Source organism: Rossellomorea vietnamensis NBRC 101237 (genome assembly GCF_001591825.1).
In the GTDB taxonomy this organism is placed as follows: Bacteria; Bacillota; Bacilli; order Bacillales; family Bacillaceae_B; genus Rossellomorea; species Rossellomorea vietnamensis.
Genome location: NZ_BCVQ01000002.1, coordinates 86,639 through 98,209 on the forward strand (window position 1 = coordinate 86,639; position 11,571 = coordinate 98,209).

An 11,571-nucleotide genomic window follows, 5' to 3' on the forward strand; every position below is an offset into this window, starting at 1 on the left:
GGAAATTATGGAAGAAACAATAAGCTTGCGCGAATTGATGGATACATTAAAGAAACGAATGCAGTTGATCATACTCATTACCCTGACAGCCATCTTAGTAAGCGGAGGGGTCAGCTATTTTCTATTAACCCCTGTTTACCAATCTTCGACACAGCTGTTAGTCAATCAGGCAAAGTCTGATCAGCCTGTCTTGAATCAAGGTGAAATCCAAGCGAATCTGCAATTGATGAAAACGTATAACGTCATTATTAAAAGTCCTACCATTCTGGATCAAGTCATTAAAGGTTTAGATCTTGACATGACGACCTCTCAATTAAATGAAAAAATTACCGTCGGCAGTGAGGCAGATTCACAGGTCATCAATCTATCAGTACAGGACACAGATCCTGAGAAAGCAGCAGAAATAGCCAACAAAACAGCTTCTGTCTTTCAGAAAGAAATCCCGAATATCATGAATGTCGACAACGTCAGTATCCTGGCAAAGGCTGAAGTGGGAGAAAAACAATCACCAATCAAGCCTAAGCCCCTTTTGAACATCGCAATCGCTACGGTAGTAGGGTTGATGATCGGTGTCGGACTTGCGTTCTTGCTCGAATTCCTGGACAACACGATCAAAACGGAACAGGAAGTCGAGAAGCTGTTGGGCGTACCGGTTCTTGGTTCAATCACCCGGATAGACGATCAGCATGAAAAGAAATCGAGCCGGATGGACCGGAAATCAAGCGTAAGAGGTGAGACCATTGGCTAAGAAAATGAAGCAGATGAACAATCAACGGAAACTGATTACGAAAACACAACCCAAGTCTCCAATTTCCGAGCAGTATAAGACGATCCGGACCAATATCAACTTCTCATCGGTCGATCAGGAGATTCGATCCCTGATGGTGTCATCAGCCGGTCCAGGTGAAGGGAAATCGACGACAGCAGCCAATCTTGCCGTGGTGTTTGCACAAGAAGGCAAGAAGGTCCTTCTGGTAGATGCAGATATGCGTAAACCAACTGCTCATTATACATTCGGATTGAATAATACATTCGGGCTAACCAATGTGTTGACACGCCAAAAAGAGCTAACAGAAGTCACAAATACGACAGATGTACCCGATATGGACGTACTGACATGCGGACCGATCCCTCCGAATCCAGCTGAACTGCTCAGTTCGAGAGCCATGGTTCACTTCCTGGAAGAAGCGTATAAGCATTACAGCATGGTCATCTTTGATACCCCGCCGATCCTGGCTGTATCCGATGGACAGGTGCTGGCGAATCAATGTGATGGATCGATTCTCGTGGTCAGCTCGGGTACCACTGAAATTGAAGGAGCACAGAAGGCGAAAGAAACCTTGGATTCTGCCAAAGCTAAGCTTCTAGGTGTCGTGCTGAACAATCGTGAAATCAAAGATACGAGCTATTATTACTATTATGGAAAAAAATAGAATCAATTCGACAAATTACACCCCTTTACATCTATACCCATTAGCGTAAAATGGAAGTTGGAGTAAAAATAAGTCGAAATACCTATTAAAGGAGGAGTCAACATGATCGATATACACAGCCACATTTTGCCCGGTGTTGACGACGGAGCGAAAACAGTCGAAGACAGCATCGATATGGCGAAACAAGCCGTATCAGAAGGCATCCATACCATCATCGCGACTCCTCATCATATGAACGGAAAGTACGACAATGTAAAGTCGGACATCCTTCCACTTGTGACCAATCTGAATGAAACGTTAAAACAGGAAAGCATCCATCTCCAGGTCCTCCCTGGCCAGGAATGCCGCATCTATGGAGAAATTCTAGAAGACTACCAAAAGGGAGAGATCCTTCCTCTTAATCAGTCCTCAAACTATGTATTCATTGAGTTTCCTTCGAATTCCGTACCGAGATATGCTGAGAAGCTCCTCTATGATATCCAGGTAGAAGGCCTGACACCCGTCATTGTCCATCCGGAACGTAATGCAGAACTGATCGAACGACCGGACAAGCTCTACAAGCTGGTCAAAAACGGTGCCGTGACTCAGCTGACAGCCTCCAGTCTTAACGGCTACTTCGGCAAAAACATCCAGAAGTTTTCACAACAGATGATCGAAGCCAACCTGACACACTTCATCGCATCAGATGCCCATAATATCCATAACCGCTCTTTCAAAATGGAAGAAGCGATGGACAATATAGAGAAAAAGTACGGAATAGATATGGTCTATTACTTTACTGAAAATGCCGAGATGTTAGTCGATGGGAAATCAATCTATAAAGAGATACCTGAGATGATCAAAAAGAAGAAGTTCCTTGGAATCTTTTAAAAGAGAATCAAGATACAGGTAATCCTAAGAAGCTATTGTCGTTGGTAAATGGGAATGAAGTTATACACACAGACCACAGTAGAATTTTGGGAATGTCTCCTCACCATTATCGATGGAGGCACTCGGTCACGCCGTGGGGGAGGGAAACTTCGCCTTAGACGCTCGTCGTCAGTGGTGGGATGTGAGGGTGGGTTAGATGCCCATATTATAATTTTATTAAAATACAGAAAAGAACGCCGATGAAAACGCTTTATCGTATTTGTGTGTTGTAGAGATAAGGAGATTTACACTTCATGAGAAACTTCAAGAAATTCCCCAAGAGTATACAAAAGGCGGTCCGCTATATTTATCAGGATGCCCCGTATGAGCATCTTCAGGAAATTCAATCTCTCGTCAATCAGGCGATTGAGAAGAGACGAAAAGAATCTAAGAAAATATAAATTCCTAAGGAAAGGATATACGAGTATATGTTTCCCTTAGGTATTTATTTTTGTCGAAATTAGACATGACAAGAGTTGTAGAGTATTTACTATTAAAAAGGAGGAACCGAAATGAGCTATTCAAAAAGAGTATCGATGCTGATGCTGCTGGATTCAATCATTGTGTTAACTGCTATTTATATTGGCTATTATACCCTCAATCCGTACTTCAGTATTTATACCCTTCCGACCCTTATTGTAAGCTCCATTGCATTACTGGTCAGTCACCATGTATTTGCATTCATTTATCGCCTATATCATAAAGCATGGGAACATGCGAGTGTCGGAGAAATGCTGGCGGTTGTAAGGGCCGTTACGTTTTCCATTATCCTCACTGGAGTCATCCAATACGTCGTAAACGGCAATGTCTATGTCCGTGTCCTCGGCATCACCTGGATGCTTCATGTCATCCTGATCGGGGGATCTCGGTTCTCCTGGAGAATGTACAGAGACTACTACATAAAGACAAAGCAGGAAAAGAAACGCGCCCTCATCATCGGGGCCGGAGCAGCAGGTTCCATGCTGGTACGTCAATTCATGAAGAATCATGATGCAGAGATTCTGCCAGTAGGGTTCGTCGACGACGATCCGAAGAAACAAAGACTTCAAATCTATGGTGTCACCGTAGTGGGAAGAACGAAAGATATACCGAAGCTTGTGGAGAAATTGAACGTAGAAACCATCATCATTGCGATTCCATCCATGAGTAAGTCAGAAATCCAGAAAGTCTATCAGGAATGCAGCAAGACCAATGCCAAGACGCAGATCATGCCTATGCTTGAAGACATTGTGTCAGGTAAGGTATCTGTCAATCAATTCCGTGACGTACAGGTAGAAGACTTGCTTGGAAGAGACCCCGTAGAACTTGATACGAAATCGATTTCGGAAAAATTGACGGGGAAAACGATCCTCGTGACGGGGGCAGGAGGATCGATCGGATCTGAAATCTGCCGTCAGGTTAGTAAGTTCAAACCGAAGAAGCTTCTATTATTGGGACATGGAGAGAATTCCATATACGGTATCGATATGTTCCTTCGGAATAAATATAAAACTGAATTTGAAATTGTCCCAATCATCGCCGACGTACAGGACCGTTCCCGTATCTTTGAAGTGATGGAGACTCACATGCCGGATGTTGTGTATCACGCTGCGGCGCATAAGCATGTGCCACTGATGGAATACAATCCGAAAGAAGCGGTGAAGAACAATGTCATCGGGACCAAGAACGTAGCGGAAGCCGCCGATACCTTTGGCGTCAAAACATTTGTCCTTGTTTCCACGGATAAAGCAGTGAACCCGACGAACGTGATGGGTTCGACAAAAAGAATTGCTGAAATGGTCATTCAGAATCTGGACAAACACAGCCAGACGAACTTCGTGGCCGTCCGTTTCGGTAACGTACTCGGCAGTCGTGGAAGTGTCATTCCATTATTTAAACAACAGATTCAGGCAGGTGGGCCGGTGACGGTCACTCATCCTGATATGACGCGCTACTTCATGACCATACCGGAAGCTTCACGACTGGTTATGCAGGCGGGTGCATTGGCGCGTGGCGGAGAGATCTTTGTCCTTGATATGGGTGAGCCGGTGAAGATCGTGGACCTTGCGAAGAATTTGATTAACCTATCTGGTTATACAATAGAAGAAATCGGAATTAAGTTTGCGGGGATTCGACCTGGTGAGAAGATGTATGAGGAACTGCTTGGTGAGAATGAAGTCCATAATGAAGCGATTTTTCCTAAGATTTTTATTGGAAAGACGGTGGATTTTGAATATGAAAGGGTTTCAAATTTGATTGAGAATCATACGGAGTTCGATCCTCAATATTTGGCTAACTACGTGTTGGAGTTAGCGAATAAGAAAGAGAGAGTATTGGTACACAATGCAAACTAAGGGGTGGACGGGATGCAAAGAGTGAGAAAAGCGATTATTCCGGCAGCGGGACTAGGAACTCGATTCCTTCCGGCGACGAAAGCACAGCCGAAGGAAATGTTGCCGATTGTGGACAAGCCTACGATTCAATATATTATTGAAGAGGCTGTGGCTTCCGGGATTGAGGATATTATTATTGTGACGGGTCGCGGGAAGAGAGCGATTGAGGATCATTTTGATAAGTCGTATGAGTTGGAGGAGACTCTGGCGAAGAAAGAAAAGTACGACATCCTTGAAGAAGTTCAGGGGATTTCGAAGTTGGCTAATATTCATTATATTCGTCAAAAGGAGCCTCTTGGATTAGGGCATGCGATTTCTTGTGCGAGTAGGTTTATTGGGGATGAGCCGTTTGCCGTACTCCTTGGTGATGATATCGTACACTCTCCTGAAAAGCCGTGCTTGAAGCAGCTAATTGATGTTTACGAGCGTTATAACTCTTCCGTTATTGGTGTTCAAGAAGTGCCTAAACAGGAAGTAACAAAATATGGTGTCATCTCTATTAATAATCATGAGATGGACAATGGTGTCTTCCACATAAATGATTTAGTTGAGAAGCCAAAGGTTGAAGATGCGCCATCTAATTATGCCATTATGGGACGTTATGTATTGCGGCCTGAGATCTTTGAGATTTTGGAAAAGCAAACACCTGGAGCGGGGAATGAGATTCAGCTGACAGATGCGATTAAGAAGTTGAATGAGTTGCAGATGGTTGTTGGGTATGAGTTTGATGGTGTGCGGCATGATGTTGGGGATAAGTTTGGGTTTATTAGGGCTACTTTGGAGTTTGCATTGGAGCGGGAGGATTTGAGACCTCAGGTGATGGAGTATTTGGAGAGGTTGGTTGTTGGGGAGAGGGTTGAGGGGTGAGTTTTACTCTCTCTCCTCTACTTGAATAGTTGTCCATTGGGTTTAGGTAAAAAAGAGTTTGCCCTTTTGTGGCAATAATTTAAGCGAGGTTTCTTCTTTGTTAAGACAGCATTGGTGATTGGATCAGTGTTGGGAGTGAAGAGTTTTTGAAGAACTTAAGGCTTGTCAGGGACCAGAGAGGTTTTACTCTTGTGGAAATATTGGCTGTGATTGTAATCCTGGGAATCGTTTTTTCGATTGCTGTGATTTCTTTGGGTGGTACTAAGGAGAGAGCTGAAGCGGATGTTTGTGCTGCTAATCGGTTGGAGTTGGCGAAGCAGTATGGGGGTCATTTGGCTTTGAAGGGTGTTGAGCATAGTGATGTTGTGTTTCATGCATTCTTAAGGGAGTTTGGTTCTGAATTGTGTCCGGTTGGTGGAGTGATTGATTATATGGATGGGTATGTTGAGTGTAGTGTGCATGGTGAGGAAGTTGATGAGGAAGAGGATTCTGGAGATGATGGTGGGGTTCCTTATTTGTGAGGGACCTTTTTGCATGTTTTACTGGAATGAATAGTGGATGGGAACTGAGTACCGAGCTTAGATAACAAGGTGAAAGTCTTGTGGGATAATGGTTTGAGGAGCTTTTAGTGAGAATTATAGAGTGATTTAATGGTATATATAATAGTAAGAAACTCGGTAAATGGTGCTAGAAAGGTAAATATCTATTTCGTATTTGTTAGGTAGATTGAATAGATATTACGAGGTGCGTATCAGATATAGATAACAATTTTAGTGGTTTAGAAGTTGTTTGGAGTCTTAGTTTGGAAGATTCTAAGTAAGTCCTAATCTACTAAATTTTAAAACAAAACTTGTGATAAGGAGTTTTAATATGAAAACTGCATTAATTAAAAATGTTGAGGTTGAATCTTTTAAGACCGAAGAAATTAAGGGCTATAACGGTATATATAATAAATATATAAAAAGAATATTTGATGTTGTATTAGCATTTATATTCTTAATAATTTTACTTCCGATTTATTTAATAGTATCCCTATTTATAATAGTCGAATCTGGTTTTCCTATTCTTTATAAAGCTGATCGAGGCGGATATAATGGGAAGAACTTCAAAATCTATAAGTTTCGTACAATGGTCAAGGATGCTGATAAGATTGGTGGAGGTACAACAGCATTAAATGACGCTAGGATTACAAAGGTGGGGAACTTTCTACGGAAAACAAAACTGGATGAAATTACTCAACTTTTTAACATTATTAAAGGGGAAATGAGTTTCATTGGTCCACGTCCTGAATTAGTGAGATATACTTCTCAATACAGTGGGAATGAAAAATTTATATTAAAGGTTAGGCCAGGAATAACAGATTATAGTTCAATAGAGTTTATTAATCTTGATGAAATAGTTGGCGGAGATAATGCTGATGAGATCTATGAAAAGTTTGTTCTAAAAAAGAAGAATCAACTACGTATTAAATATGCTGCAACAGTATCCATGAAGACAGATGTCTATCTGTTTTTTAACACAGTATGGAGAGTCGTTCAAAAAGCATTTAAACACATTGCAAATAAATAGGAGAGTGTTCTATGGAATATATTACTTTGAAAAATTCAGATTTAAGAGTTTCAAGGCTATGTATGGGTGGATGTCCTATGGGTGGTCATGGATGGGGAGATGTATCGGAGAATAATTTGGTCAATGCGGTTCATACTGCAATAGATAAAGGCGTAAATTTTTTTGATACTGCTGATACTTATGGGCTTGGTAAATCGGAAGAGGTACTGGGTAGAGCGATTAAAGATAACAGAGATAAAGTAGTGGTTGCTACTAAATTCGGTGTGCGTGTTGAAAGTGGTAAGACGTTTTATGACAACAGTCCAGATTGGATAGAAAAAGCAGTTAAAGGCAGCTTGAAAAGATTAGGAACTGACTACATTGACCTATATCAAATCCATTACAGGGACAATAAAACAAATATTAATGATGTCATCTATAAGTTAGAGGATTTAAAAAACAAGGGGTACATTCGTTATTATGGATTGTCAAATATACATCAAGAAGATAAAACTGAGCTTAACTCGCATATTGGGAAATTTGTTAGTTTTCAAGATGAATATAGTTTAGCTTGTAGAAAGAACGAAGGGGACTTACTTAATCTATCAAATGAACTCGAACTGACTCCATTAACGTGGGGAAGTCTAGGCCAAGGGATATTAACGGGAAAGTATGATAGTAATGTAAAATTTGATTCTGACGATAGACGTTCAAGAGACATTTATATAAATTTCCATGGTGAAAAACTCAAGAAAAACTTGGAAATAGTTAGTGTGATGAGAAAAATTTCAGAGCAAACAGGAAAATCAATACCTTCAATTGCTTTACGCTTTATTCTTGATCATATACCTAATTCAGCTGTATTGGCTGGTATAAAAAACCCTAACCAGCTATTATCCAACCTCGAAGCAATGGAGTGGAATTTATCATCAGAACAAATTAATGAACTATTACTAATATCAGAAGATAAGGAGGTCGCAAAATGAATAGCTTACAACTAGCCTGGAAAATTAGACGACATGGAATTGAAATGACTCATATTTCAAAAGGATCACATATAGGAGCAATTTTATCTGTAACAGATATTATTGCAGTACTTTATAACGATATTGCTAACATAGATCCACAAAATCCTAAAATGCCAGAAAGAGATAGAATTATTCTTAGTAAAGGCCATGCAGGTGCGGCAATATATGCTGCGCTAGCAGAAAAAGGCTTTTTTGATGTTGAGGAATTAAAAACACACTATGCTGATGGTAGTAGACTGTCTGGCCATGTTTCTCATAAAGGGATTCCAGGTGTAGAGTTTTCGACGGGTTCTCTTGGGCATGGGTTGTCAGTAGCAGCAGGTATGGCATATGGAGCAAAAAAAGACCAAAAGAATCATAATGTATTTGTTATTTTAGGTGATGGGGAATGCGATGAAGGATCTGTTTGGGAAGCTGCATTAATGGCGAATCATTATAGACTAAACAATTTAGTTGCAGTTATAGATCATAATAAAATGCAAAGCTTAGATTTTTGCGAAAATACAATCGAGCTTTCACCTTTTGCGGATAAATGGAAAGCGTTTGGTTGGAATGTTATTGATATAGATGGTCATAGCCATGATGAAATAAGAGACGCATATAATCAGGCTATCTCCTCAGAAAACAAGCCTACTGTAATTATTGCTAATACCATAAAAGGAAAAGGAATTTCATTTATGGAAAACAATATACTTTGGCATTATCGATTCCCGCATGAAGGGGAAGAATATGATTCGGCTGTTGCTGAATTAAAGGAGCAAATGCCTGAGGGGATCTCAGATATGTATGAATCGGAGGCGCAAAAAATATGAGGGATACGTTTGTAAAAACTTTAATTGATATAGCAAAGAATGATAAAAATGTACACCTTATTACTGGTGACCTAGGGTTTGGAGTTCTGAAGCCATTTTGGGAACAATTACCTGAACAATTTACAAATGCAGGAATAGCGGAACAAAATATGACAAGCTTTGCTGCAGGGATGGCATTAGAAGGAAAAACTGTATTCACTTATTCTATTGGGAATTTTCCTACTTTAAGAGCTATCGAACAAATAAGAAATGACTGTGCCTATCATAATGCTAATGTCAAAATTGTGTGTGTAGGTGGAGGATTTGTTTACGGCTCACTTGGTATGAGCCACCATGCTACTGAAGATTTAGCAATTATGAGAGCATTGCCGGATGTCACGGTTCTTGCACCGGGAGATTTAGTAGAAGCAGAATATGCCACTAGAGCAATCTATGAACACCAAGGTACTTGTTATTTAAGGCTTGGAAGAGGTGGAGAAAAGCGTATTCATGATAATATAGATGATTTTCAAATTGGAAAGGCAATTAAGATAAATGATGGAGAAAATATCGCGATATTTTCAACAGGAGCTATTTTTGATGAAGCAATGGAAGCAAGTGAAATTCTAAATGAAAATGGGATAAAGCCTGCATTATATACATTTCCGACTGTTAAGCCAATAGATAGGGAAACAATTGAAGAATGTGCTAAATATTATGATCTTATTGTTACTGTTGAGGAGCATAATATTATTGGCGGTTTTGGAAGTGCAGTTTCAGAAGTTTTAGCTGAATTAGTTGGGACTAAGGCAAGAGTGTTAAAGGTAGGGCTGAATGATAAATATTCAAGTATTGTAGGGTCTCAGAAGTATTTGAGGGATATGTATGGGATGAGTGCCAGAGAAATTGTAGAAAGAGTGTTAAATGAAATTAAGTGAAGGGATATGTGATGTAGGGGTGAAACATCCTTTTGAGAATGAGCTAGTATCCGTTATTACTCCAGTATATAATTCAGGGAAATATATTACTAAGACACTAGATTCAGTATTAAATCAGACATATGAACAGATTGAAATAATATTAGTAGACGATTGTTCAACTGATAATTCACAGGAACTAATAAGGGATTATTTATCAAAACATGAAAATATTAGATACCATCGATTAGAGGAAAATTCGGGGGCTGCGGTTGCTAGAAATAAAGCAATAGATTTAGCTAAAGGTAGGTTTGTTGCTTTTTTAGATAGTGATGATCTATGGTATCCGAAAAAAATAGAAAAGCAACTAGAATTAATGGAACAAAAGAATGCAGCTATTTGTTATACGGCAATAGAGATGATTGATGAGAACGATAATTTAATTAAGGATAAAAGAAATGTTATAGAAATGGTTAATTATAAATTTCTATTAAAAAACACTATGATTGCAACATCAACTGTAGTAGTAGATCGTAATTTAACTGGAGCTTTTAAAATGCCATTAATCAGGTCAGGGCAAGACTATGCTACATGGTTGTTATTAATGCGTAATGGAACAAATGCTTATGGAATAAACGAAGTATTTGTTAAGTACAGAAAAAGTAACAATTCACTATCTTCAAATAAAGTTAAGAATATTAAAAAGGTATGGAAGATACAGACCAAGAATGAGGGTATTAACCCCGTTAGTGCAAGTTATTATTCAATTTGCTATGCGTTAAATGCTTTTAAGAAACATTATTTATGATCATTCATTAAATTAATTATTCTATTGAATTTGTAAAGTTTAATAGAGGTTGAATTATAGGGAGTTAATACTATGACAGAACTTAGATTTGTATTTGTAATAGTTGTTTATCGCAATACGAGCGATATTGAGGAACTACTTTTAAGTATCAAAAGTCATAAAATAAATGCAGAAGTAGTGATTGTAAACAATTATTACGATAATGACAGTCTTCTAAGATGTTCAGAAATAGCATCGAAATACGAAGGACACTTTATTAACATTGAAAATAAGGGCTATGGTTATGGTAATAATAGGGGTATTGAATACTCTAATAAAAATCTTAAATATGACTATTTGATTATTTCAAATCCAGATGTAATTATAAAACAATTTGATACCACTTATCTTTCCAACCAAAAGGATTATGTAATAGGTCCATTGATTAAAACAATTTCAGGGAAAAATCAGAATCCATATTGGTTTGTGGACAATCCTATAGCAGAATGGTTCATTTTTAAAGGCTACAAATATAAATCTAGATTAATTCTTTATTCAGGGATAGCAATTAATAAATTTATCCGTGAAGCATTTTTATTGATTTTTAAACTTAGAAAAAAGCGGTACACAAATGTTTTTGCTTTGCATGGGAGTTTTGTTATTTTTTCAAAAAATGTATTAACCAAGATAGGCCTACCTTATGATGAAGATATGTTTCTATTTGCTGAAGAAGCACATCTTGCTCATTTATTAAAAAGAAATAATATGAAATCTGTTCTCACAAAGGATATAGAAGTTCTTCACAAGGAAGATGGGTCAATGTCCTTAGCAAATCTTAATTTAAGTAGTGAATTGAAAAAATCTGTAATTACCTACTATACGAAATTACGTAAAAAAAATATCTAATTTGAAAGGTTAG

The 11,571-nt window shown here is 38.6% G+C and carries 13 protein-coding genes; all 13 read left to right on the forward strand.

Annotated features, from left to right (window positions below; translation table 11 throughout):
• Positions 1 to 7 precede the first annotated feature (7 nt).
• The 13 genes from BVI01S_RS01580 to BVI01S_RS01635 all read left to right on the forward strand — a co-directional run bounded on the left by BVI01S_RS01580 (position 8) and on the right by BVI01S_RS01635 (position 11,558).
• On the forward strand, positions 8 to 748 hold the full coding sequence (locus tag BVI01S_RS01580) for a YveK family protein (protein ID WP_061808963.1): 741 nt from the start codon (positions 8 to 10) through the stop codon (positions 746 to 748).
• Positions 749 to 761: 13 nt separating this feature from the next.
• Positions 762 to 1,433 carry a CpsD/CapB family tyrosine-protein kinase gene (locus BVI01S_RS01585; protein WP_082804633.1) on the forward strand — a complete coding sequence of 224 codons (672 nt, stop codon included), beginning with the start codon at positions 762 to 764 and terminating at the stop codon, positions 1,431 to 1,433.
• A 102-nt stretch (positions 1,434 to 1,535) separates the two neighbouring features.
• Positions 1,536 to 2,303, forward strand: a complete 768-nt coding sequence (locus tag BVI01S_RS01590; protein ID WP_061808964.1) for a tyrosine-protein phosphatase — start codon at positions 1,536 to 1,538, stop codon at positions 2,301 to 2,303.
• Between the two features lie 293 nt (positions 2,304 to 2,596).
• Positions 2,597 to 2,743: a hypothetical protein gene (locus BVI01S_RS22700; RefSeq protein ID WP_167562089.1), complete on the forward strand. Its 147-nt coding sequence runs from the start codon at positions 2,597 to 2,599 to the stop codon at positions 2,741 to 2,743.
• A 111-nt stretch (positions 2,744 to 2,854) separates the two neighbouring features.
• Complete coding sequence (locus BVI01S_RS01595) at positions 2,855 to 4,675, forward strand: polysaccharide biosynthesis protein (protein WP_061808965.1); 1,821 nt, start codon at positions 2,855 to 2,857, stop codon at positions 4,673 to 4,675.
• A 12-nt stretch (positions 4,676 to 4,687) separates the two neighbouring features.
• On the forward strand, positions 4,688 to 5,581 hold the full coding sequence (gene galU / locus BVI01S_RS01600; RefSeq protein ID WP_061808966.1) for a UTP--glucose-1-phosphate uridylyltransferase GalU: 894 nt from the start codon (positions 4,688 to 4,690) through the stop codon (positions 5,579 to 5,581).
• A 146-nt stretch (positions 5,582 to 5,727) separates the two neighbouring features.
• Complete coding sequence (locus BVI01S_RS01605; RefSeq protein WP_061808967.1) at positions 5,728 to 6,102, forward strand: type II secretion system protein; 375 nt, start codon at positions 5,728 to 5,730, stop codon at positions 6,100 to 6,102.
• Between the two features lie 349 nt (positions 6,103 to 6,451).
• Positions 6,452 to 7,150 (forward strand): sugar transferase, encoded by a 699-nt coding sequence (locus tag BVI01S_RS01610; RefSeq protein ID WP_082804618.1) that lies wholly within the window; start codon positions 6,452 to 6,454, stop codon positions 7,148 to 7,150.
• A gap of 11 nt (positions 7,151 to 7,161) precedes the next feature.
• On the forward strand, positions 7,162 to 8,115 hold the full coding sequence (locus BVI01S_RS01615) for an aldo/keto reductase (protein WP_082804619.1): 954 nt from the start codon (positions 7,162 to 7,164) through the stop codon (positions 8,113 to 8,115).
• Positions 8,112 to 8,969, forward strand: coding sequence for a transketolase (locus tag BVI01S_RS01620; protein ID WP_061808968.1), 858 nt, complete (start codon positions 8,112 to 8,114; stop codon positions 8,967 to 8,969). The genes BVI01S_RS01615 and BVI01S_RS01620 overlap by 4 nt, the downstream gene beginning before the upstream one ends.
• On the forward strand, positions 8,966 to 9,886 hold the full coding sequence (locus BVI01S_RS01625) for a transketolase family protein (RefSeq protein WP_061808969.1): 921 nt from the start codon (positions 8,966 to 8,968) through the stop codon (positions 9,884 to 9,886). Before BVI01S_RS01620 ends, BVI01S_RS01625 begins: the two co-directional genes overlap by 4 nt.
• The gene (locus BVI01S_RS01630; RefSeq protein ID WP_061808970.1) at positions 9,873 to 10,673 is read left to right on the forward strand and encodes a glycosyltransferase family 2 protein; all 801 of its coding nucleotides are present in this window, start codon (positions 9,873 to 9,875) and stop codon (positions 10,671 to 10,673) included. The genes BVI01S_RS01625 and BVI01S_RS01630 overlap by 14 nt, the downstream gene beginning before the upstream one ends.
• A 72-nt stretch (positions 10,674 to 10,745) precedes the next feature.
• Positions 10,746 to 11,558, forward strand: coding sequence for a glycosyltransferase family 2 protein (locus BVI01S_RS01635; RefSeq protein WP_061808971.1), 813 nt, complete (start codon positions 10,746 to 10,748; stop codon positions 11,556 to 11,558).
• The last annotated feature ends 13 nt before the right edge of the window (positions 11,559 to 11,571 follow it).